This is a genomic window from Roseovarius gaetbuli (assembly GCF_900172365.1).
GTDB classification, from domain to species: Bacteria; Pseudomonadota; Alphaproteobacteria; order Rhodobacterales; family Rhodobacteraceae; genus Roseovarius; species Roseovarius gaetbuli.
This window is the reverse complement of record NZ_FWFJ01000001.1, coordinates 198,906-218,891: the sequence shown is the minus strand read 5'-3', so window position 1 is coordinate 218,891 and position 19,986 is coordinate 198,906. Positions and strand designations below refer to the sequence as shown.

General features: G+C 60.5%; 20 protein-coding genes. 4 read left to right on the top strand and 16 right to left on the bottom strand.

Annotation, left to right across the window (positions count from 1 at the left end):
- Nucleotides 1-72 precede the first annotated feature (72 nt).
- The 7 genes from ROG8370_RS20730 to ROG8370_RS01045 all read right to left on the bottom strand — a co-directional run bounded on the left by ROG8370_RS20730 (nucleotide 73) and on the right by ROG8370_RS01045 (nucleotide 5,641).
- Complete coding sequence (locus tag ROG8370_RS20730; protein ID WP_212580033.1) at nucleotides 73-264, bottom strand: hypothetical protein; 192 nt, start codon at nucleotides 262-264, stop codon at nucleotides 73-75.
- Between the two features lie 195 nt (nucleotides 265-459).
- A complete protein-coding gene (locus ROG8370_RS01070) occupies nucleotides 460-960 on the bottom strand; it encodes a paraquat-inducible protein A (protein ID WP_085825230.1) in 501 nt (166 codons plus the stop codon).
- Nucleotides 957-1,703, bottom strand: a complete 747-nt coding sequence (locus ROG8370_RS01065) for an ABC transporter ATP-binding protein (protein ID WP_085825229.1) — start codon at nucleotides 1,701-1,703, stop codon at nucleotides 957-959. Before ROG8370_RS01065 ends, ROG8370_RS01070 begins: the two co-directional genes overlap by 4 nt.
- Complete coding sequence (locus tag ROG8370_RS01060; protein WP_085825275.1) at nucleotides 1,700-2,473, bottom strand: MlaE family ABC transporter permease; 774 nt, start codon at nucleotides 2,471-2,473, stop codon at nucleotides 1,700-1,702. The genes ROG8370_RS01065 and ROG8370_RS01060 overlap by 4 nt, the downstream gene beginning before the upstream one ends.
- An 8-nt stretch (nucleotides 2,474-2,481) precedes the next feature.
- Nucleotides 2,482-3,519 carry an alanine racemase gene (gene alr / locus ROG8370_RS01055; RefSeq protein ID WP_085825228.1) on the bottom strand — a complete coding sequence of 346 codons (1,038 nt, stop codon included), beginning with the start codon at nucleotides 3,517-3,519 and terminating at the stop codon, nucleotides 2,482-2,484.
- A gap of 148 nt (nucleotides 3,520-3,667) precedes the next feature.
- On the bottom strand, nucleotides 3,668-3,781 hold the full coding sequence (locus ROG8370_RS01050; RefSeq protein WP_139838007.1) for an entericidin EcnA/B family protein: 114 nt from the start codon (nucleotides 3,779-3,781) through the stop codon (nucleotides 3,668-3,670).
- Nucleotides 3,782-3,814: 33 nt separating this feature from the next.
- Nucleotides 3,815-5,641: an extracellular solute-binding protein gene (locus tag ROG8370_RS01045; protein ID WP_085825227.1), complete on the bottom strand. Its 1,827-nt coding sequence runs from the start codon at nucleotides 5,639-5,641 to the stop codon at nucleotides 3,815-3,817.
- A gap of 300 nt (nucleotides 5,642-5,941) precedes the next feature.
- Here ROG8370_RS01045 and ROG8370_RS01040 point away from each other — a divergent pair, with 300 nt between their 5' ends.
- Nucleotides 5,942-6,715 carry a 3-hydroxybutyrate dehydrogenase gene (locus tag ROG8370_RS01040; protein WP_085825273.1) on the top strand — a complete coding sequence of 258 codons (774 nt, stop codon included), beginning with the start codon at nucleotides 5,942-5,944 and terminating at the stop codon, nucleotides 6,713-6,715.
- 68 nt (nucleotides 6,716-6,783) lie between these two features.
- Here ROG8370_RS01040 and ROG8370_RS01035 read toward each other — a convergent pair whose 3' ends face one another.
- Entirely contained in the window at nucleotides 6,784-7,482 is a 699-nt protein-coding gene (locus ROG8370_RS01035; protein ID WP_085825226.1) for a DUF502 domain-containing protein, read from the bottom strand.
- A 259-nt stretch (nucleotides 7,483-7,741) separates the two neighbouring features.
- Between ROG8370_RS01035 and rpsB the strand changes: the two genes are divergently transcribed.
- A complete protein-coding gene (gene rpsB, locus ROG8370_RS01030; RefSeq protein ID WP_085825225.1) occupies nucleotides 7,742-8,530 on the top strand; it encodes a 30S ribosomal protein S2 in 789 nt (262 codons plus the stop codon).
- A 75-nt stretch (nucleotides 8,531-8,605) separates the two neighbouring features.
- The gene (gene tsf, locus ROG8370_RS01025; protein WP_085825224.1) at nucleotides 8,606-9,478 is read left to right on the top strand and encodes a translation elongation factor Ts; all 873 of its coding nucleotides are present in this window, start codon (nucleotides 8,606-8,608) and stop codon (nucleotides 9,476-9,478) included.
- A gap of 366 nt (nucleotides 9,479-9,844) precedes the next feature.
- On the opposite strand, the gene ROG8370_RS01020 is transcribed toward tsf, so the two are convergent.
- The 6 genes from ROG8370_RS01020 to ROG8370_RS00995 all read right to left on the bottom strand — a co-directional run bounded on the left by ROG8370_RS01020 (nucleotide 9,845) and on the right by ROG8370_RS00995 (nucleotide 17,532).
- Nucleotides 9,845-10,600 carry a LuxR family transcriptional regulator gene (locus ROG8370_RS01020; RefSeq protein WP_085825223.1) on the bottom strand — a complete coding sequence of 252 codons (756 nt, stop codon included), beginning with the start codon at nucleotides 10,598-10,600 and terminating at the stop codon, nucleotides 9,845-9,847.
- A complete protein-coding gene (gene aroQ / locus ROG8370_RS01015) occupies nucleotides 10,597-11,040 on the bottom strand; it encodes a type II 3-dehydroquinate dehydratase (RefSeq protein WP_085825222.1) in 444 nt (147 codons plus the stop codon). The genes ROG8370_RS01020 and aroQ overlap by 4 nt, the downstream gene beginning before the upstream one ends.
- A gap of 285 nt (nucleotides 11,041-11,325) precedes the next feature.
- On the bottom strand, nucleotides 11,326-12,729 hold the full coding sequence (locus ROG8370_RS01010; protein WP_085825221.1) for an MATE family efflux transporter: 1,404 nt from the start codon (nucleotides 12,727-12,729) through the stop codon (nucleotides 11,326-11,328).
- Nucleotides 12,730-12,826: 97 nt separating this feature from the next.
- Complete coding sequence (locus ROG8370_RS01005) at nucleotides 12,827-14,086, bottom strand: NAD(P)/FAD-dependent oxidoreductase (RefSeq protein ID WP_085825220.1); 1,260 nt, start codon at nucleotides 14,084-14,086, stop codon at nucleotides 12,827-12,829.
- Entirely contained in the window at nucleotides 14,083-16,269 is a 2,187-nt protein-coding gene (locus tag ROG8370_RS01000; RefSeq protein ID WP_085825219.1) for a dehydrogenase E1 component subunit alpha/beta, read from the bottom strand. Before ROG8370_RS01000 ends, ROG8370_RS01005 begins: the two co-directional genes overlap by 4 nt.
- Before the next feature lie 39 nt (nucleotides 16,270-16,308).
- Nucleotides 16,309-17,532, bottom strand: a complete 1,224-nt coding sequence (locus ROG8370_RS00995) for an acyl-CoA dehydrogenase (RefSeq protein ID WP_085825218.1) — start codon at nucleotides 17,530-17,532, stop codon at nucleotides 16,309-16,311.
- Between the two features lie 106 nt (nucleotides 17,533-17,638).
- On the opposite strand from ROG8370_RS00995, the gene ROG8370_RS00990 reads away from it, so the two are divergent.
- Complete coding sequence (locus ROG8370_RS00990) at nucleotides 17,639-18,550, top strand: LysR substrate-binding domain-containing protein (RefSeq protein WP_085825217.1); 912 nt, start codon at nucleotides 17,639-17,641, stop codon at nucleotides 18,548-18,550.
- A 9-nt stretch (nucleotides 18,551-18,559) separates the two neighbouring features.
- On the opposite strand, the gene phoB is transcribed toward ROG8370_RS00990, so the two are convergent.
- Both phoB and phoU read right to left on the bottom strand, forming a co-directional pair.
- The gene (gene phoB, locus ROG8370_RS00985; protein WP_085825216.1) at nucleotides 18,560-19,249 is read right to left on the bottom strand and encodes a phosphate regulon transcriptional regulator PhoB; all 690 of its coding nucleotides are present in this window, start codon (nucleotides 19,247-19,249) and stop codon (nucleotides 18,560-18,562) included.
- 16 nt (nucleotides 19,250-19,265) lie between these two features.
- On the bottom strand, nucleotides 19,266-19,985 hold the full coding sequence (gene phoU, locus ROG8370_RS00980; protein ID WP_085825215.1) for a phosphate signaling complex protein PhoU: 720 nt from the start codon (nucleotides 19,983-19,985) through the stop codon (nucleotides 19,266-19,268).
- Nucleotide 19,986: the final 1 nt, after the last annotated feature.

The following is a 19,986-nucleotide window of genomic DNA, read 5'->3' as shown; positions in this document are numbered from 1 at the left end:
CCCCAACTGGCGCGCCCGGTCAAACCCGAAAGCGGGCTCTGGCCTATTCGGCCGCCTTTTGGGTCAGGTCGATCACCCGACCGTCGGCGCGCCGCATCTCTTCAACCCCCAGCTCTGGCAGCCATCGCGCAGATAGGCGAGGCGTTCGCGCTCCGCGTCAAATTCCGACGAAAGCTGAAAAACGCCGGTTCTGTCGGCGGCATGGGCGCGCGCCACGTCCTGCATACCAGGCGAAATCCGCCTGTGCGAGTTTTCCAGCGCCATGATGCGATAGTTTGCAGGCAGGCAGAAACACAAAAGTACCGCCAGAACATTCAGGCCACTTTGTGCGGTTTATCCTGCGTTTTCATAGGTTACACCACCAAAGCTCACGTGAAGTTCAAGCCATGGCGCGCTTAATCGCCGAAACTCAAGGGATTGAATTGTCCAAGTCTGCGTAAAGTCCTGAAAAGGCTCACGTTACCGAGTATTCTTTGTTTCCAAATGCTCAACAATGTGGCGGTTTTCACGGTATTTTTCAGTTATCCAGCCGATAATGACCGAGGCGATCACGCAAAAGCTGAACAGGTAAAGCCCCCAGGCGGTCTCGATCCGGCCAAGCCCCACAGAGCGCGACAGGATGATGTAAAGCGCGATCAGAAACACATCCGCCATCGCCAGCTTGCCCAGCACCTGAAGCACCGGCAGCACCCGCCGCTCCAACAGGTGAAAGTGGATCAGGGCAAGGCCGATGGTTTTGAGATAGGGCGCGAAGAGGGCAAACACCGTGACCAGCAGCGCGAGGAAAACATCCGCCTCCCAGAGGCTTTGCAACCCGGTGATGACGCTGTTTTGATCCAGCGCGAAGAACGGCAGGATTCCGGCACGGATAAGCGGCGCGAACCAGGCGATTGGAAAGAGGACAAGAAGGGCGAGGTTGGCGAGTTTGAGCGCCCAAAAGGCCGCTTGTCGCCCTGTCACCGGACCGCCTCGATCGGCCCCTCGGCGCGGCCGTGGATGAACTGGTCAAGGTAGGGATCGCCGGAATTGTCCATCTGGCCAACCGGGCCGGTCCATTTGATCACCCCGTCGTGCAGCATGGCGATATTGTCGGCAATCGCGCGCACGCTTGTCATGTCGTGGGTGATGGTCATTGCGGTGGCGCCCATCTCGACCACGATTTCGCGGATCAACTCGTTGATAACGCCAGACATGATCGGATCAAGCCCGGTGGTCGGCTCGTCGAAAAAGATGATCTCGGGCTCGGCGGCGATGGCACGGGCAAGGCCGACGCGCTTTTGCATGCCACCAGACAATTCGGCGGGGAATTTATCGGCCACATCGGGTTTGAGGCCCACACGCCGCAGCTTTTCAATCGCGATTTCGCGGGCTTCGTCCTTGGGGCGCGCCAGCGAGCCGCGCAACAGGCGAAAGGCGACGTTTTGCCAGACAGGCAGCGAGTCAAACAGGGCGCCGCCCTGAAACAGCATGCCAAAGCGCGCCAGAAACGCGTCGCGGTCGCCGGTGGTGACATCCTTGCCATCCAGCGTGATGGTGCCGCTATCGGGGCTGATCAGACCGAGGATGCATTTCAGGGCAACGGATTTCCCGGTGCCGGACCCGCCGATGATCACCATCGAGGTGCCCGATTCAATGGTCAGGTTCACGCCACGCAGAACGTGATTGTTGCCAAAGGCTTTGCGAACGTCGGTAAGCTCTATCATGCTGAGAAAAACAACTCTGTCAGAAGGTAGTTTGACGCAAGGATAAGCACGCTTGCGGCCACCACGGCGGTCTTGGTGGCGCTGCCGACGCCCTGTGCGCCGCGCCCCGAATTCATCCCGTAATAGCACCCCATCAAGGCCACGATAAAGCCAAAGGCCGCGCCCTTGATCATGCCCGAAATGACATCCCAGTTTTCGAGGAAATCAATCGTGTTGTGCAGGTAGGTCGCCGCGCCGAAATCAAGCCGCCCGACGCCGACAAGAAAGCCGCCCATGATGCCAAGGGCATCGCCAACACCAACCAGAAGCGGCACGGCAAGCGTGGCCGCAAGAACGCGGGGCAGGGTGAGGTATTTCATCGGATGGGTCGACAGGGTGGTGAGCGCGTCGATCTGCTCGGTCACCTTCATGGTGCCGATCTCGGCGGCGATGCTAGACGCAACCCGTGCCGCAACCATCAAGCCGCCAAGCACCGGGCCGAGTTCGCGCGTCAGGCCGATGGCGACAATCGAGGGCACCACGGTTTCGGCGTTGAAACGTGCGCCGCCGGCGTAAATCTGAAGCGCGAGCGCGCCGCCGGTGAACAGCGCCGTCATGCCCACAACCGGCAGCGACAGCCAGCCGATCTGCACCAAAGCATGGCCAAACTCGCTCCAGTAAAATGGCGGGCGCGCAAGGTGGCTCACGGTGCGCGTGGCAAACAGGGCAATCCGCCCGACGGCCGCCAAGGCGCCCAGCACATACCGCCCGATCGCGGCCAAGAATGACATAAGATACGTCATCCGCCCAGATATCGCCGCATATAGCGCGCCCCCAATGATGTCAGAATTTCATAGCCGATGGTGCCTGCATTATCGGCCAGCGTGTCGATGCACTGATGGCGCCCCAAAAGCTCAAGCGTTTTCGGATCATAGCCAAGATCGGTAATATCAACGCCGATCAGATCCATCGAAATGCGCCCGGCAATGGGGCAGGGGGTATCCTCGGCCCAAAGCACGGTTTTGGGGCCCATCGCGCGAATGATGCCATCGGCATAGCCCCCCGAGATGGTCGCAATCCGCGTGTCGCGGCTGGCGGTAAAGCTGTTGCCATAGCCGACGGTTTCACCCGCGCTCAGGTCGCGGCACTGAATCACCGGAATATCAAGCGTCACCACCGGGCGCGCATCCACGAAGGGACGCCCGCCATAGACGCCGATCCCCGGACGGCTCAGGTCAAAATGATAGGCCTCATCCAGCAGGATCGCGCCGGTATTGGCAAAGCTGCGCGGCACGTCGATGTCGTCGGTCATCTCAAGGAAGGCCGCGAGTTGTTGCGGGTTCATCGCATGCTCTGGCTCATCGGCGCAGGCGAGATGGCTCATGATCAGGCGCGGCTTTTGGGCCATGGCGATCTGGCGCACGGCGGCCCATTCGCCGGGCTCCATGCCAAGCCGGTTCATGCCGCTGTCAAGTTGAATGCCAAAGGGCTGATCCGGCAGGGCCTCGACATGGCGGATCAGCTGATCAAGCGAGTTGATCATCGGCACAAGATCCATGTCGCCGATCATATCGGCATCGCCGCGCATATGGCCGGAAAACACATAGATCGTCGGCCCCGGCCCAAGGGCCTCGCGCAGGGCGGCGCCCTCTTCGGCGACGGCGACGAAAAAGCTGCGGGCGCCGGCGCGGGCAAGGGCGCGGGCCACACGCGTGAGGCCAAGCCCATAGGCATCTGCCTTGACCACAGCGGCGGTTTCGCCCTCGGTCATGGCATCCAGGGCGCGCCAGTTGGCGACGATGGCATCAAGGTCAATGGTAAGGATTGCGGTGCTCATGGGCAGGTTTTGACAGGATGGGCGTGAGGGTCAAGGGGAAAGCGCGCGCCTACGCCGCAGTTGGGCGGATATGGCGCGCGCAAAGAATTATCCCGGTGCCAATGGCCCGAGAGAGGGAAAGAATAAGGACGGTAAAGGTGCCGGGCCGTCAGAACCAGCTCTGAACGCCGCGCGCTGCACCGGATATGTCGCGACCCACGCCATCCACGGTGGCACAGCTGGCCATCAGGGAAATAAGGGCGAATGCAATCAGTTTTCGCATAGCTCCTGCCTATCGTTTATTGCCTGTTTTTATTTAATCTGCCTCGTACCACCATACCTCGGGAAGAAATCCAATTCCATCCCCGTAGATCGGCAGGTGGTCGCTTGGATATTTCAACTGTGACTTATGGGCAATACGCCCGACGCTATATTGATGGATCGGGATCACATAGCGCCCGGTGGTCAGCACCCGGTCAAGCGCGCGGGTGGCGGCGACAAACTCGGCCCGGTCCCTGGCCTGAAGCATATGGGTGATCATCGCCTCGGCGGCGGGCGAGACCATGCCCATGAGGTTGCGGCTTCCGGGTTGGTTCACGCCTTGCGAGCCCCAATAGAACATCTGCTCGTTGCCGGGGCTGAGCGACAGAGACCGGCGCATCAGGGTGAGGTCAAAGTCGTACTGGGCCTCGCGCTCGGCGTATTGCGCCTTGTCGGTCATCTGGGTGGTGAGGGTGATGCCAAGCCGCTCAAGCGCGCGGGCATAGATATCCATCATCGCCGTCGCCTGACCGATCAAGCCGTCTTGTTGCAACAAGACCGTCAATTCAAGCGGCTGGCCCTCGGCATTCGCAAGGCGACCATCCTGAACCGTCCAGCCGGCCGCGTTCAAAAGCGCCATGGCGGCGCGGATGTTGCGGCGGTTGCGCGCAGTGCCGTCGCTTACGGGCAGCGCGTAGCCCTCAAGCGCGCCGGGCAAAAGCGTGTCGGCGAAGGGCGTGAGCAGTTCGCGCACCCGGCCGGTGGCGGGCCCATGATCCATCGCCAGTTCGGAGTTCGAGAAATACGAGGTGATGCGCGGCTGACGCCCGCCGGTCAGGGTGTCGTTGATATACTCAAAGTTGAACGCCGTGATCAGAGCCTCGCGCACCCGCCAGTCATCCAGTGGCGCGCGCCGGGTGTTCATCACGAAACCGGTCATGCCCGAGGGCTTTTGATGCGGCACCTCTGATTTGACGATCTCACCGCGCTCGAGGGCGGGAAAGTCATACTGATTGGCCCAGGCATCGGCGTTGAATTCGCGCACATAACTGATCAGCCCGGCCTTGAACGCCTCTTTCAACACGGTGTCATCGCCGTAAAACTCGATGCGGATTTCATCAAAGTTGTTGGTGCCGCGCCGAAACGCCAGATTCTTGCCCCAATACTCGGGATTGCGACGCAGCACGACAGAGCGGTCAATATCATAGCTCTCGACCACGTAGGGGCCGGTGCCAAGCGGGATATCCTCTATCCCCGCCTCACTTATATCGCGGCCCTGCCACTGGGCCTTTTGCAGAATCGGGCGCAGGCCGGCGAGAAGGGCCAACTCGCGGTCCTCTTCATTGAAGGTCAGGCGCAGGCTGCGCGGGCCGGTCTTGGCGATGTCGGCGATCTTCTGCCAGAAGCCGCGATAGCGCGGGTGCCCGTTTGTACCAAGTTCGCGGTAGGACCAGATCACATCCTCGACGGTAACCGGGCTTCCATCCGAGAAGCGCGCGCCCTCGCGCAGGGTGAATTCGACCCAGTCGCGATTCGGTCCGGTCTCGACCGATTCGGCCAAAAGGCCGTAAAGTGAGAACGGTTCGTCCATCGATCGCCCCATCAGGCTCTCGTGGGTGAGGCTTGCCAATTGCCACGGCGCGGTGCCGCGCAGGATGAACGGATTGAGCGAATCAAAGCCGCCGACATTGCCGGTCACCACCTGTCCGCCCTTGGGCGCGTCGGGGTTGGCGTAGGGGAGAGACACAAAATCAGGTGGTAGGGCGGGATCGCCATACATAGCTATGCCATGGGCGGGCTCCGCCGCGCCCGGTGCGGCCATCACGGCCAAGGCGCAGAGGAGCAATCCGGCGCGGGCAAAGCGGAAAATATCTGATCTCATTTTGGCGACAATCCCCAATAATCCTTGTTTCTCTGGCCCGGACCCTAAGGCTGGATTCATGCATTATCAAACTTTTAGCTTGGACTGCGGCGCTGGATTGCTTATAAAGGTGTCACTGCTCGATAGGTTTCTTGCCTGTATGAAACCTGCCTCAATAACTTGACGCCCGCTTCGCGCGGGCGTTTTTTTTGACCAGAAGCAAGCCCGCCTTCGCCTCTCAGGGACGTGATCGCCAAGCCTCGTGCAATTCGCATCTGCAGCACCTATGCTGCGCCTGCAACACGAATTGGGAGAATGGGCATGAGCGTCAAAGGTAAAACAGCAGTCATCACCGGATCGAATTCCGGCATCGGTTTGGGGATCGCGCAGGAGCTTGCACGTGCGGGTGTGAACGTCGTTCTCAATTCCTTTACCGATTCGGACGAGGATCACGCGCTTGCGGCAGAGATCGCCAAAGAGCACGGCGTCACCGCGCGCTATATCAAGGCGGATATGTCCGACGCGGAGCAATGCCGCGCCCTGATCGAACAGGCAGGCACCTGTGACATCCTGATCAACAACGCCGGCATTCAGCACGTCGCGCCGATTGACGAATTTCCGACCGACAAATGGAATGCGATCATCGCGATCAACATGAATTCGGCGTTTCACACCACCGCCGCCGCGCTGCCAAAGATGCGCGCCGTCGGCTGGGGCCGGGTGATCAATATCGCAAGCGCGCATGGTCTTACGGCGAGCCCCTATAAATCGGCCTATGTGGCCGCCAAGCACGGCATCGTCGGCATGACCAAGGTCGTCGCCCTTGAAACCGCGCAGGAACCGATCACCGCCAATGCGATCTGTCCGGGTTATGTCCTGACGCCGCTGGTCGAGGCGCAGATCCCCGATACCATGAAGAAATACGACATGGATCGCGACGAGGTGATCAAGAAGGTGATGCTGGAACGCCAGCCCTCGAAAGAGTTCGCGACCGTTGAGCAGCTTGGCGGCACGGCGCTTTTCCTGTGCTCGGATGCGGCGGCGCAGATCACCGGCACTACGATCAGTGTCGATGGCGGCTGGACCGCGCTTTAAGCGATGATCGCAAGGGCGGGGGCGATGGCCCCCGCCGGATTTTGAGTATTTATGGAACGATGAAAGGCTCAGGACGCCTTGGGTTTGGGGGCCTCGGCACCGGGTTTGCCCTGACCGGGGTAGACAAGGCCGGCCGAAATCACCAGTTTCGCGGCATCCTCGATGCTCATGTCGAGCTCGATCACATCCTCTCGCGGAAAGAACAGCAGGAAGCCCGAGGTCGGGTTTGGCGTGGTCGGCACGAAGACGCTGACAAGGTTGCTGCCGGTCTGGGCCTTTTCGTTGATCTCGCCCTTGGCCTCGATCGAGATAAAGCCGATCGCCCAGATATCCTTGCGCGGGTATTGGATAAGGCAGGCCTTCTCGAAGCTGCTTTCGGATTGGGCAAAGACGGTTTCGGCGATTTGTTTGACGCCCGAATAGATTGAGCGGACCACCGGCATGCGGTTCACCAGCGATTCGGCAAAAACGATCAGCGAGCGCCCGATCAGCCCCTTGGCAATCCAGCCGACAATCACCGTGAAGATCAGAAAGATGATCAGGCCGACACCACGCAGATTGATGCCGATATATTTTTCGGGCTGGTAATGTTGCGGTATAAGCGGCAGAACGAAGCCGTCGACCCAGCCCACCACAGACCACATCAGCCAGAGCGTCAGTCCGACCGGAGCAATCACAACAAGGCCCGTCAGGAAACTGGCGCGCAGGCCGACAAAGCGGCGCGGTTTCTTGGCGGGGGTCTGCAACTCGTCAAAGGGCGTGGTCATCGGCTATCCAAATCCTGATCCTTGCAGGTATCTAAGGGCAATGGCGCCTTGCGACAATGGTCCAATGCGCGGTGGCTTGCGCGGGAACGTGAAAAACCGGGGGCAGGGGTTGCGCGTTGGCGCATCGGGCGGTATACGCGCGGCACTGTAATCCGCAGGTATGGGCGGGCCAACGGGGGAGACATCCCTGTTTGTCCACCGGTTGAAGCATCCCGCTTCTCACCCCGTACCGAGGCGAAAACCGGAAAAGGAAACGACCATGGCTCTTCCCGAGTTCACCATGCGTCAGCTGCTTGAAGCTGGCGTTCACTTTGGCCACCAAACGCAACGCTGGAACCCCCGCATGGGCGAGTTCATCTATGGCGCGCGCAATGGCATCCACATCATGGACCTCACGCAAACCGTTCCGATGCTGGACGCGGCGCTGAATGTGATCCGTGAAACCGTTGCCAAGAACGGCCGCATCCTGTTTGTCGGCACCAAGCGTCAGGCCGCGACACCGGTTGCCGATGCCGCTGACAAATGCGCACAGTATTACATGAACCACCGCTGGCTTGGTGGCACGCTGACCAACTGGCAGACCGTGTCGAAATCGATCCAGCGCCTCAAGCAGATCGACGAAGCCCTTGAAGGCGGCGCCGAAGGCCTGACCAAGAAAGAGCGTCTTGGCATGGAACGTGACCAGGGCAAGCTTCAGGCTTCGCTTGGCGGGATCCGTGAAATGGGCGGCGTGCCGGACCTTCTGTTCGTCATCGACGTGAAAAAAGAAGCCCTGGCCGTTGCCGAAGCCAACAAGCTTGGCATCCCGGTCGTGGCCGTGGTTGACACCAACTGCTCGCCCGACGGCATCGACTATATCATCCCCGGCAACGACGACGCGGCCCGCGCCATCGCGCTTTACTGTGATCTGGTAAGCCGCGCGGCACTTGACGGCATGACCGCCCAGATGGGCGCCGCCGGCGTTGATCTTGGCGCCATGGAAGAGGCCCCGATGGAAGAGGTGCTCGCCGAGGCCGCACCGACCGAGACCGCCGCAGCCGAAGGCTGAGCGACGTCACGACATTGACATGAGGGCAGGGGAACAGCCTGCCCTCAATCCCTGACTGATTTGAGGAGAGCCGAGATGGCGATCACAGCTGCAATGGTAAAAGAACTGCGCGATTCGACGGGCGCAGGCATGATGGACGCGAAAAAAGCGCTGACCGAAACCGATGGCGACATGGAAGCCGCGGTTGACTGGCTGCGCACCAAGGGCCTCGCGAAAGCGGCCAAGAAATCGGGCCGTACCGCGGCCGAAGGTCTTGTTGCGGTTCAGGTCGAGGGTGGCCGCGGGGTTGCTGTTGAAGTGAATTCGGAAACCGACTTTGTTGCGAAAAACGCCGAGTTTCAGGGCATGGTTGCCGGGATCGCCAAGGCGGCCCTTGGCGCGGCTGACCTTGAGTCGCTTCTGGCGGCTGACATGGGTGGCAAAAGCGTTGCCGATACCGTGAACGCCAAGATCGCCACCATCGGCGAGAACATGTCGGTGCGCCGCATGGCCGCGCTTGAGGGCGACACGGTTGTGTCCTACGTCCACAATGCCGCCGCCGATGGCATGGGCAAGATCGGCGTTCTGGTTGCTCTGAAGGGCGACGCGGGCTTTGGTCGTCAGGTTGCGATGCATATCGCCGCCACCAACCCTGCCTCGCTGGACGAAGCCTCGCTTGACGCGGCGGTTGTCGAAAAGGAAAAGCAGGTTCAGATCGAGATCGCCCGCGAATCCGGCAAGCCCGATGCGGTGATCGAAAAGATGATCGTCGGTCGCATGGCCAAGTTCATGTCCGAAGTGACCCTTCTGGGCCAGGCCTTTGTGATGAACCCCGACCTTACCGTCGCGGCCGCCGCCAAGGAAGCCGGCGCAGAGATCACCGGCTTCATTCGCCTTGAAGTAGGCGAAGGCATCGAGAAAAAAGAAGAAGATTTCGCCGCAGAAGTGGCCAAGGTCGCCCAGGGCTAAGCCCCGCGATCATCGGATCTTTCAAAGGGCGTCCTCTCGCGGGGGCGCCCTTTCTGGTTGAATACGGGCGAACGAAAAAAGCGGTGCCGCCCGTGAGGGCAACACCACTGATACGATCGGCCGTCTATTGGGGATGAAACGACGATCTATAGGCGCCGACCGCCAACCCAGAAAAATATGGGCTGACAGCCGACATCCGGTAGGACCGGAGAGGACAGCCTTTCCCAAAATCAAAAGGTAGAACTGCCCCCATGTTCCCGGGCTATAAAGCCACCACTCACGGAACTTTGATATAATGCTATTTTACGTAGGGTCATGAAAGTATGGAATTCCATACCTCTTTATAACCTTTTGTTATCAAAAGGGTTAATTTTCGAGAATGAAAATTTGATTCTGAAATGCAGCTTTCAAAACCGCTTGCGCCGTCGTTTCGACATTCAAAGCCGCACGTGCCAGCCGCAAATGCTTTTCGACGGTGGCCGGGGTGAGTCCGATCAGGACGGCGATGTCCTGAACGGTCTTTCCATCGCCGACCCAGCCCAGAACCTCGCGTTGGCGCGCCGTCAGCCCGCGGCCCGGCGCAGTATAGGGCAGGGACAGAATGCGCAGATGCGCCAGGTTGTTCAGCGCCAGAATGGCGTCGCCATCGCGTTTCCACATCTCATCGACTTTGGCCTGGCTCAGACCGGGACGCGCGGTCAGCGCAATCGCGCCCTTGGTGCGCGGTGACAGCGACTTGAAACTAATCGAATAGCCCGCGGCAATGTTCTGCGCCCGGTTGTAATCGTAAACCTTTTGTTCCTCTGGTGACATCGTGCCGTCTTCGGTCATTTCCCTAAGGCGCGACCACGAACAGGCGCCTTCATTTTCAAGCGCCCAACGCACCATCGGGGCCTGAAAATACAGACCTTCGCCAATGAAGACATCGGTATATTCGTTGCTGTGATTGGTCAGAATGACAAAGTCGTCGGGATTGCCCAAAGAGGTCGCCGTGCGATAGCGGGTATAGCCGTAAATCAACCTGTCGAACCCATAGTCGGCCATGTACTGAGTATGGATGCTCCATAGCTCTTCGATGCTTGATGCATTCAGCAGTGAGTTGACCTTACCGGCTTCGATCATCCAGCAGTCTCCAGGTGACCGACCATCGCCTCTAGCGCCAGACCATAGCCCTTGGCGCCAAAGCCACAGATCACACCGACGGCAATGGCCGAGAGGAATGACGTGTGACGAAACGCTTCGCGGGCATGAACATTTGACAGGTGCAGTTCGATCATCGGCAGTTCGACCGAACTTATCGCGTCGCGCAGCGCGACCGAAGTGTGGGTATAGGCACCGGCATTCAGGATGATACCGTCAAAGCGGCCGCGCGCGGCGTGGATCTCATCCACCAATGCGCCCTCATGGTTGCTTTGACCAAAGCCGAGCTCAACCCCAAGGGCCTTGGCCTTGTTGCGGCACATGGCCTCGATATCGGCAAGGGTGGTGTGGCCGTAGACGTCCGGTTGGCGCGTGCCAAGGAGGTTGAGGTTCGGGCCGTTCAGGATCAGAATTGCTGTCATGTCAGTCCTCCTAGATTCAAGTCATAGACTGCTAAACATTAACCTGTCGAGACCGCTAGGCACTGAAATCGTTAACATTTTGGCCTGTGGCTTATGTGCTGACGTTCGGAGTAGGTTCATTTTGTCCAATCATAGTCGGCAAACCCGTCAGAAATACATGAGGAGTGGAACGTAAGGTATGGAAAATTAGTATAAAGATATTCTTTTTATCAATCTGAACCGATGGGTTTGCCTTTGCATTATTAACATAATACTGATTATGCGTACTTAGGTGCGACCATAGTCTTACCTGTAAGATCGGTTCGACATGACCTGCATGCGCATCTCTGGGCATGTGTACTGTCCCCTGAGCGGATCACGGCACGGCGCCTGAATCACCCGTAGCCCAAGCCAGATCGCAACCGCCGCGAAAACGGCCCCACCGAGGGCCTGACCGATGAGCACGCCATGCGCGCCCCAAATGGCCCCGAACGCCAGCACAAAGGGCAAGGTCCCAAGCGTCTGGCGCGCCCAGTTCACGCCGGTCGAATAGCCCGGATGCCCAAGGTTGTTGAACGACGCGTTCGAGACAAAAATCGCCCCGTTGAAAAACGATGCAAGCGCGAGCGGTCCGCAATAGAGATATAATAGCGAGCGCATGGTGCCGGTGGCGTCGAAAAGCCCGGCAATCGGGGCGCGCAACACGAACAAAAGCGCCGACATCACCAGCACGTAAATCGCCAGGAACTTAAGCCCTTCAAAAAACGTTTCCTGCACCCGGTCCAGACGCCCTGCCCCAAAATTCTGACCGAAAATCGGCCCGATTGCCCCTGACAGCGCAAGAACCACCGAAAACACCACCGGGACCATCCGGTTGATCACCGCCAGACCGGCGACCGCGTCATGTCCGTATTTCGCCATCTCGCGGGTGACAATCGCCGTGCCCACGGGCGTCGCAACGGTTCCAAGCACCGCGGGCAAGGCAATCCCGGCCGCCTCGCGGAAGTCGCGGGCCACGCATTGCGGGCGCGGCACCGAAAAGGCACGATATCGGAATACCGCAAACCCCATGGCCATCGCCATTGTCGCGACCCTAGCCGCCACGGTGGCCATGGCCGCCCCGTTAAGGCCCATGCCAAGCGTAAAGATCAAAAGCGGGTCGAGCACTGCGTTCACGCCGCCGCCCAAAAGCGCGGGATACATCGCCCCGCGCGCGTCGCCATAGGCGCGCAAAACCGCCACCGCGACCATCGACAGGCCCGACACCATGGTCGTGGGAAGGATGATCCAGAGATAGCCTGCCGCCAGCTCCGCCACCTGTCCTGTCGCTCCGACAAGGGCCAGCAAAGCCGCGATATTGGGCAGGGCCACGAGCGGAAGGAGAATGCCCACCACCACCGAAATGACGGCCACGCTGCTGGCGTACTCGCGGGCGTCAAGCGGCTCGTCGGCGCCGGTGGCCCGCCCGACAAGGGCGCCGGCGGTGATTGACAGACCGATGTTCACGGCGCTGAAAAAGAACATGATCGTGCTGGCATAGCCCGCCGCCGCCGCCAGTTCATCGCGCCCCAGCATCGAAATGAACACGATATCCAGAAGGTCGACCGCGAAGATCGCCATCAAGCCGATGCTTGAGGTGAACGACATGACCGAGACATGCCGCATGAGGCTGCCTTGGGTGAAACTCGCACCGGTATCCTGAAGGGCCATGTCCTGCTCCGAAATCTGGTCTGGAGGGTGCACATACAGCCGTGGCGCCCCGACGCAATGGGACTTGGGTCAACAAACAGTGACTGTGCGCCAATGGCTAGCTGCGTGCGGCCCCCAAGTGGACAAGCCGCGCGCCGGTTTCGTAAAACAGCGCCTTCAGGGTGCAGAACCTTTCGGCGTACATATCAACGCCCGGCACTGGCAGCCCGCTTTCATCGTCAGACAGCAAGGCCAGAGCCGCCGCGCGACCAAACACCGTGCCCGGCCCGATGCCGCGCCCCGAATAGCCAAAAATTGCAAGCCCCTCACGCCCAAGCCGCAAAATGCGGGGCAGATGATCTTGGGTCATGGCGATCTTGCCGCTCCAGGCGTGCTCGATCTCGAAGCCGGCAAGCCGGGGAAAGAGCCTTGCCAGCTTGCGTTCGGCCCAATTGGTATGGGTCGCGGCCTCGCTTCCCATGCCGCCGATGATGACGCGCCCGGCTTCGTCGCGCCGGATCGAGGTCATGATAAGCCCGGTGTCCCAAGCCCCCTCGCCGCCCGCCAGAATATCACCGCCAAGGTTCGCGGCAAGCGGCTTGGTGGCCAGCTGAAAATACTGCACCACCGGCACAGATGGCATCGACATATGCGCCAGCGGCTGGTGATAGGCATTGGTTGCCACCAAAAGTCGGCGCGCCCGGATCTTGCCAGAGCGGCTTGTTACCACCCATTGACCACCGTGCCGCGCGGCGCCGGTGACGGGGCTCTGCTCGTAAATCCGCGCGCCCTGCTCTGCGGCGGCCCGCGCAAGACCGCGCGCATAGGCCAATGGCTGAATCGTACCCGCACGCGCATCAAATAGTGCGCCGCCAAAAGCCGCGCTCGCGGTGCGTTTGGCCACCTCATCCGCCGCAAGGTATTGCACCGGCGCGCCGCGCGCCTGCATCTGCGCCAGGCGCGCCTTGAGTTGGGCCTCGCCCTTCGGGGCATGCGCCAGATGCAAGGTGCCCGCGCGCCTTGGTTCGCAGTCAATCGCGTGGCGCGTGACCAGATCAAACACCACATCCGGCGCGCCGCCCAGAACGGTATTGAGGTGCTCTCCTGCCGCCTCGCCTAGAGCGCGGCACACGTCATCGGGCGGCAGCCACAGACCGGCATTGACCAGCCCCACGTTTCGCCCCGATCCGCCGTGGCCGACGGTGTTGGCCTCAAGCACGGCCACCGTGGCGCCCTGCCCCGCGGCCGCAAGCGCCGCCGAAAGGCCGGTAAATCCGGCGCCAATAATTACAAGGTCAACGGCAAGATCGCCCTGAAATCCCGGCGCCTCAAAGCTTTCCCTGGCGCTCTGTCGCCAAAGATTGCCAAGCCCGGTCATCGGCGCAACATCCGCTCTGCGGCGGCGACGATCGAGGCCTTTGACGGCATCGTGACGCCATATGCCGGGCCGGTGGCGATAAAGCTGTCTTGGGCCACCTCGCGCGCCACGGGCACGTCAAGGCGTTCGCCAAAAAGCGTGGCAAGTGCCTCGGCCTGGCCGCCGGTGCGGCGACATTCATCAACGATGAGAATGCGGTCACAGCCCTCAACCGCCTTGAGAAGCGCCTCTTCCGCCAGCGGCGCGATCCAGCGCAGATCAATGACCCGCACCCCCTCGCCCAACTCTGCCATCGCCTGATGGCTCAGGTAACAGCCATTGCCATAGGTCACGATGGCAAGGTCGGTGCCAGTGCCGGTGATGCCAACCTGCCCGAGCGGCGCGCGTGCCTCTGGTCCCGGATAGCTCCGCATCCAGCCGCAATCACCCGCCTCCTGCAGATCGCGCATCGGATAAAGCGCGATCGGCTCGATCATCACCACGACGCGGGCCTCTTCGCGGGCCAGCCGGATCGCCTCACGATACATGAGGACCGCATCATAACCATTTGAAGGACAACCAATAATTATGCCGGGAATGTCGCGCAGAACCGCCAGGGAATTGTCGTTATGGAAATGCCCGCCAAAGCCCTTTTGATAGCCAAGCCCCGCGATCCGAAGCACCATCGGGTTGGTGAATTGACCGTTCGAGAAAAACGAAAGCGTCGCCGCCTCGCCGCGCAACTGATCCTCTGCATTGTGCAGATAGGCCAGAAACTGAATTTCCGGCATCGGTATATAGCCGTTCTGCGCCAGCCCAAGCGACAGGCCGAGAATGCTTTGCTCGTCGAGCAGACTGTCGATCATCCGATGCGCGCCAAAGCGGGACTGCAACCCCTTGGTGATGCCGTAAACCCCGCCTTTGCGGCCAATATCTTCGCCCGCCATGACAATTTCGGGAAAATGCAGCATAAGGTCACTCAGGCCGAGGTTGATCAGCTTGTTCATCGGCTGCGGCGCCTCAAGCGCGCGCATGTCCGAGGGGCCGAACGATGCGGCACGCGCGTCCGGGTCGGGGCCATTGACGCGCGCCACCTCTCGCTTGGGCGGGATGATTGAGGTCATGACATCTGCGGCGCTGCTCAGCTTGGGGCGCTTGACAGCCTCTTGACCCTTGGATGAGGTTTCATCGAAAACAGACTGATAAAGCTCAAGAATATCCGTTTTCGTAGCCACCCCTTCAGCGATCAGCCGCGCCGCCGAATAGAGCAGCGGATCATGCGCCTCACCGGCCTCGATCTCGGCCATCGGGCGATAGGCGGCCTCGACATCCGGCCCTGCATGCCCATAAAGCCGCACGCAGGACATATGCAGGATCGCCGGTTTGCGCAGGTGGCGCACCCAGTCAGCGGCCTCGCGGGCGGTTGCATATGTCTCGACCGGATCAAACCCGTTGCAGGAAAAATACCGCAGACCGGGGCGCGATTGAAGCACCGCCGAAACCCAGCCTTCTGGAGATTTAACGGAGATCCCTATGCCATTGTCTTCGCACAGAAAAAGCAAAGGCAGCGGCGCGCCCTGCCAGCTTGTCCAACCGGCGCAATTCAGCGCACCTTGCGCCGTGGAATGGTTCATCGAGGCGTCGCCAAAGCTGCAAAACGCAATCGCATCGGGCGCATATTCCGGCATGGGCGGCGGTGAGCGGCGCATCAACCCGATGGAATAGGCCGCGCCGACCGCCTTGGGCAGATGGCTGGCGATGGTCGAGGTTTGCGGCGGAATGCTGAGGGCTTTGCTGCCCAGAACCTTGTGGCGCCCGCCGCTGATCGGGTCTTCGACCGAGGCGGTGAAACTCAGCAGCATGTCCCAAATCGGGTCTTGTCCCGGCACCTGCTGGGCGCGCGCCACCTGAAACGCGCCGTCGCGGTAATGCAGAAACGCCGGATCGGTGGGGCGCAGCGCGCTTGCCACCGCCGCGACGCCCTCATGCCCGCTTGATCCGATGGTATAAAACCCCTGCCCCTCGGCCTGAAGGCGGCGCGCGACGCGGTCAAGCTGGCGGCTGATGACCTGCGCGCGAAACAAGGTTAACAGCGCCGCATGATCAAGCCCGGCCTGTTTCGCCGTGAGCACAGAAAGCGCGGGCAGATCGCCCGCGCCAACGCGTCTCAGGAAATTTTCGTGAACGATTTCTGCGCGATCCATGCAAGCCCTATGCCAAAGGTTTTCGCCGACTGTGCATGCTTAAAAGAACGCCTGCAAGCCGGTTTGCGCCCGTCCGAGGATGAGTGCATGAACGTCATGCGTGCCCTCGTAGGTGTTCACGGTTTCGAGGTTGACCATGTGCCGGATCACCTGGAATTCTTCGGAAATCCCGTTGCCGCCGTGCATGTCCCGCGCGTGACGCGCGATCTCAAGCGCCTTGCCGCAGTTGTTGCGCTTGATCATCGAGATCATCTCGGGCGCGGCGTTGGCCTCGTCCATCAAACGACCGACCCGCAAGGCGGCCTGAAGGCCAAGGGTGATTTCGGTCTGCATATTGGCGAGCTTGAGCTGGAACAGCTGGGTTTGCGCCAACGGCCGGTTGAATTGGCGCCGATCAAGCCCGTATTGCCGCGACGCCTGCCAACAGAATTCGGCCGCGCCCATCACGCCCCAGGCGATGCCGTAACGCGCCCGGTTCAAACATCCAAAGGGCCCTTTAAGCCCTTGAACATTCGGCAAAAGAGCCTCTTCGCCGATCTCAACACCCTCCATCACGATCTCGCCCGTGACCGAGGCGCGCAACGATAGCTTTCCGCCCACTTTCGGCGCGCTCAGCCCCGTCATGCCTTTTTCAAGGACAAAGCCGCGAATTTTGCCGTCATGCGCCTCTGATTTCGCCCAGATGACGAACACATCGGCGATCGGGCTGTTGGAAATCCACATCTTTGTGCCGGTGATACGGTATCCGGTCGCGGTCTTTTCGGCGCGGGTTTTCATGCCCGCAGGGTCAGATCCGGCGTCGGGTTCGGTCAGGCCGAAACAGCCGATCAACTCGCCTTTTGCCAATCCAGGCAGATACTTACGGCGCTGTTCTTCGCTGCCGTAGGCATAGATCGGATACATCACAAGGCTCGATTGAACGCTCATCATGCTGCGATAGCCGGAATCGACCCGCTCGATTTCACGTGCAACAAGGCCATAGGTGACATAGTTCGCGCCAAGGCCGCCGTATTCTTCGGGGATGGTCGTGCCCAAAAGGCCCATATCGCCCATTTCGCGGAAAATTCCGGGGTCGACCCGCTCTTCGCGATAGGCGTCAATCACCCGTGGTTGCAACGTTTCTTGGGCAAAGCTGCGCGCGCTTTCGGCGATCATGCGCTCTTCTTCGCTCAGCTGATCGGCAAGGCGGAACGGGTCGGCCCAGTCAAAGCTGTTGAGGTCCGGTGCATCCTTGGCGCGCAGAACAGGCGTGTTGGCGTTCATGGGGATATCCTTATGAGCTTTTTTTTGCAGGTTGCAGGCAGAATACACTGGTCAAAACGGATATAATAACGATATTTGCACATGAACCCATGAGTAAACCGCAAGTATGAGCCTCTCGCGCCGCTTCCTGCCGTCTATCGCCTCGCTGCGCGCGCTTGAGGCACTTGATCGCCTTGGCAGTGCAACAGCGGTCGCCCAAGAGTTGGCGCAAACTCAAAGTGCGGTCAGCAGGCAATTGAAAACATTGGAAGAACAGCTTGGCGTGACGCTTGTCATCCGTGAGGGGCGCAGCCTTGCCTTGACGCCCGAGGCGGCGGATTATGCCGATAAAATCCGTGGCGCCTTGCAGCAAATCACCCAGGCATCGCTCAAACTCACGGTCAACCCGGTCGGCGGAAGCCTGACCCTCGCGATTCTGCCGACCTTTGGCATGCGGTGGCTGGTGCCGCGTCTGGCGGATTTCGCGCGCCTGCACCCGGAGGTGACGATCAACCTCTCGACCCGGCTAAAGCCGTTTAACTTTACCAGCGAACCCTTTGATGCCGCTATACATTTTGGAAACGCCGATTGGCCCGGAACACAGGCGCTGCGGCTCAAGACCGAGGCTGTTTTACCGGTCTGCACGCCGGAGTTTCTGGCCGGGCGGGCGCCCATCACCGGGGCCGCTGATCTTTTGACCCTACCGCTTTTGCATATCGAGACCCGCCCACAAGCCTGGGCGGCCTGGCTGGCGGCGCATGGGGTGACAAACCTGCAGGTCACCGGCACGATCTATGACCAATTCTCAACCATTACCCAGGCGGCATTGCATGGCCTTGGCGTGGCGCTCTTGCCCGATTATCTGGCCGAACAGGATCTGGCAACGGGGCGGCTGGTCTGTGCCTGGGGCGGCGCGGCGCAGACGCCGGGGGCCTATTACCTTGTCTGGCCCCTGCGCAACGCGCGCGATCCGGCGTTGCAAAAGTTTCGCGATTGGCTCGCCGGTCAGGCCGAGGATGAAGACCCCCTGCCCCGATAGGCCAATCGCCTAGCCAAGGGCGTAGCCCGCGCCGCGCACCGTGCGCAGCGGATCGTCGCCGCCAAATTGGCAAAGCGCCTTGCGCAGCCGCCCAATATGCACGTCAACGGTGCGGGTATCGACATAGATATCTCGCCCCCAGACCCGATCCAGAAGCTGATCGCGCGACCAGACCCGCCCCGGCTTTTCCATGAAGGTCGACAAAAGGCGAAATTCGGTCGGCCCCAATTTGAGTGCGTGATCGGCGCGCGTCACCCGGTGAGTTTCCGCATCCAGCACGATATCCTGGTATTCAAGCCGTTCGCCCACCGTCGCGGGGCGTGTCCGGCGAAGTTGCGCGCGCACCCGTGCCAAAAGCTCGACCACCGAATAGGGTTTGACCATGTAATCATCGGCGCCGGTTTCAAGGCCACGCACAAGATCAACTTCTTCAGAGCGCGCCGACAGCATGATGATCGGAATGGCGCGGGTTTCCGAGCGGGTCTTGAGTTGACGACAAACCTCGATCCCCGACACATTCGGCATCATCCAGTCGAGCACGATGATATCCGGCGGGGTTTCGGCGACGATCAAGAGCGCCTCTTCACCGTTGTTGGCGGTGAGCACGCGAAACCCGTCCGCCTCAAGGTTATAGCTCAGAACCTCGCGTTGCGCGGGTTCGTCTTCGACCAATAGAACGGTGGGCTGATCGGTGGCCATGGCGCGGGCTCCCTGTTCAGGATGTCGGTGCAATCGACGGGTTGGTCGAGGTCTGATCGCCCTTGGGGCGCGGATCGTCGGGCATCGCGCCGGACACGAGGTAAATCACCTGCTCGGCAATCGAGGTGACGTGATCGCCCATCCGCTCGGTGTTCTTGGCGATGAAATGCAGGTGCATGCAGGCGGTGATATTGCGCGGGTCTTCCATCATGAAGGTCAGGAATTCGCGGAAAATCGCGTTGTACATCTGATCGACGTCCTGATCGCGCTGCATCACCTCATGGGCAAGGTTGATGTCGCGTTGGATATAGGCGTCAAGCACATCCTTGAGCATCGCTTCGACCTCGCGGGCCATCCGGCGCAGCGCCGCGGGCGAGCCGTTGACCGGCGACATCTGGGCCAGGATCGAGGTGCGCTTGGCCATGTTCTTGGCATAATCACCGATCCGCTCAAGGTTGGCCGAAATCTTGATCACCGATAGCACAAGCCGCAAATCGCCCGCCGTGGGCGCGCGCAGGGCGATGACGCGGGCCGCCTCTTCGTTGATCTCTTCTTCGAGGATGTCGATCGCCTTGTCGCGGCCGCGCACCTCTTCGGCAAGCTCTTCGTCGCGGGTTTCAAGCGAGCGGGCGGCGTCGCTGATGGCGCGTTCCACCAGCCCACCCATCTTCATGATCCGGGCCTGAATGGTTTCAAGATCGCGGTCAAAAGCCGAGGCAATATGTTGATTTGACATG

What these genes read in the sequence shown, in the direction of transcription:
- ROG8370_RS20730 (WP_212580033.1), bottom strand. Translation starts at nt 264, where the DNA reads ATGGCGCTGGAAAACTCGCACAGGCGGATTTCGCCTGGTATGCAGGAC.
- ROG8370_RS01065 (WP_085825229.1), bottom strand. Translation starts at nt 1,703, where the DNA reads ATGATAGAGCTTACCGACGTTCGCAAAGCCTTTGGCAACAATCACGTT.
- ROG8370_RS01060 (WP_085825275.1), bottom strand. Translation starts at nt 2,473, where the DNA reads ATGTCATTCTTGGCCGCGATCGGGCGGTATGTGCTGGGCGCCTTGGCG.
- alr (WP_085825228.1), bottom strand. Translation starts at nt 3,519, where the DNA reads ATGAGCACCGCAATCCTTACCATTGACCTTGATGCCATCGTCGCCAAC.
- ROG8370_RS01050 (WP_139838007.1), bottom strand. Translation starts at nt 3,781, where the DNA reads ATGCGAAAACTGATTGCATTCGCCCTTATTTCCCTGATGGCCAGCTGT.
- ROG8370_RS01045 (WP_085825227.1), bottom strand. Translation starts at nt 5,641, where the DNA reads ATGAGATCAGATATTTTCCGCTTTGCCCGCGCCGGATTGCTCCTCTGC.
- ROG8370_RS01040 (WP_085825273.1), top strand. Translation starts at nt 5,942, where the DNA reads ATGAGCGTCAAAGGTAAAACAGCAGTCATCACCGGATCGAATTCCGGC.
- ROG8370_RS01035 (WP_085825226.1), bottom strand. Translation starts at nt 7,482, where the DNA reads ATGACCACGCCCTTTGACGAGTTGCAGACCCCCGCCAAGAAACCGCGC.
- rpsB (WP_085825225.1), top strand. Translation starts at nt 7,742, where the DNA reads ATGGCTCTTCCCGAGTTCACCATGCGTCAGCTGCTTGAAGCTGGCGTT.
- tsf (WP_085825224.1), top strand. Translation starts at nt 8,606, where the DNA reads ATGGCGATCACAGCTGCAATGGTAAAAGAACTGCGCGATTCGACGGGC.
- ROG8370_RS01020 (WP_085825223.1), bottom strand. Translation starts at nt 10,600, where the DNA reads ATGATCGAAGCCGGTAAGGTCAACTCACTGCTGAATGCATCAAGCATC.
- aroQ (WP_085825222.1), bottom strand. Translation starts at nt 11,040, where the DNA reads ATGACAGCAATTCTGATCCTGAACGGCCCGAACCTCAACCTCCTTGGC.
- ROG8370_RS01010 (WP_085825221.1), bottom strand. Translation starts at nt 12,729, where the DNA reads ATGGCCCTTCAGGATACCGGTGCGAGTTTCACCCAAGGCAGCCTCATG.
- ROG8370_RS01005 (WP_085825220.1), bottom strand. Translation starts at nt 14,086, where the DNA reads ATGACCGGGCTTGGCAATCTTTGGCGACAGAGCGCCAGGGAAAGCTTT.
- ROG8370_RS01000 (WP_085825219.1), bottom strand. Translation starts at nt 16,269, where the DNA reads ATGGATCGCGCAGAAATCGTTCACGAAAATTTCCTGAGACGCGTTGGC.
- ROG8370_RS00995 (WP_085825218.1), bottom strand. Translation starts at nt 17,532, where the DNA reads ATGAACGCCAACACGCCTGTTCTGCGCGCCAAGGATGCACCGGACCTC.
- ROG8370_RS00990 (WP_085825217.1), top strand. Translation starts at nt 17,639, where the DNA reads ATGAGCCTCTCGCGCCGCTTCCTGCCGTCTATCGCCTCGCTGCGCGCG.
- phoB (WP_085825216.1), bottom strand. Translation starts at nt 19,249, where the DNA reads ATGGCCACCGATCAGCCCACCGTTCTATTGGTCGAAGACGAACCCGCG.
- phoU (WP_085825215.1), bottom strand. Translation starts at nt 19,985, where the DNA reads ATGTCAAATCAACATATTGCCTCGGCTTTTGACCGCGATCTTGAAACC.